The sequence below is a fragment of the Candidatus Protofrankia californiensis genome (assembly GCF_900634765.1).
Classification (GTDB): domain Bacteria; phylum Actinomycetota; class Actinomycetes; order Frankiales; family Frankiaceae; genus Protofrankia; species Protofrankia californiensis.
Window position 1 is genome coordinate 52,490 of record NZ_CAAAFT010000261.1, and the last position, 1,046, is coordinate 53,535.

Genomic DNA, 1,046 nt, shown 5'->3' on the forward strand with positions numbered 1-1,046 from the left:
CGGGGGTACCGTCGCCGCCTTGCGCGCGGGAATGAAAGCGGCGACGGCCGTGACGACGATCCCGACGGCGTAGGCGACGATGATCGTCCGTGGTGCGAAGACCAGGCCCCCCTCGGGTAGGGACACCCCCACCGCGGCGGTCGCAGCCCGCAGCAGCACTGCCAGAGCGGCACCGAGCACCAGTCCTATGGTGGCTCCGACGAATCCGACGATCCCCGCCTCGAGCTGGACCGCGAGCTGCACCTGCCGTCTGCTGGCACCCAGCGCGCGCAGCAGGGCCAGCTCCCGCACCCGTTGGGCTACCAGCATCGTGAAGGTGTTGAAGATGATGAAGGCGCCGACGAAGACCGCGATGCCCGCGAAGACGAGAAGAAACGTCGAGAAGCCTCCGATGGCCTGCTGGACGGTGTTGGCGTTCTCGTCGGTCAGCTGCTTCCCGGTGACCGCCTCGACGCCGGTGGGGAGCATCCGGGCGATCCGGTCGCGAAGCTCGCTCTGGGAGATGCCGTCGGCGGCGGCGATGCTGATCGACGTGTACTGGCCCGGGGCGAGCAGTACGCGTTGTGCGGTGGCGGTGTCGAACACGGTTACCGCGGCGCCGCCGAGACTGTCCTGTCCGGCGATCCGGAACGTCCCGACCAGGGTGTAGACGCCCGGTCCGCCGTTGGTGAGGACGGTTATCCGCTCCCCAAGCCGCAGGTCCGCCTTGTCCGCGGTGGCCTTGTCCACGGCGATCTCCGAACCTTGTGGCGCGCGACCCGTGGCGATCTCCGCCGCGGACACCGGGCTGTCACCGTCCCAGTTGGTGCCGAGGGCGGGCCCGCCGCCGGTGTCGAAGGCCTTGCCGGTACGGGGGTTGACCACGACCGCCGATCCGTCGACGTTGCCGAACACCGCGCGTACGCCGTCAACGCCCCGCACGGTTTCCAGCACGGACGCGGGAAGGGGTTGTCTGCTGCTGGTCCCGGAGCTGTCGTCCACCGCGTTGGTCGCCCGGACCGACACGTTCACGTTCTGGTAGATGTTGGCGAACAGCGAATCGAAGG

At 69.1% G+C, this 1,046-nt stretch carries 1 protein-coding gene; it reads right to left on the reverse strand.

The genetic code is table 11. The annotated features are described in order from the left end of the window. The coding region (locus DD1DGNOD_RS14415) for an ABC transporter permease (RefSeq protein WP_241255724.1) at positions 1 to 1,046 on the reverse strand (1,046 nt) is incomplete at both ends.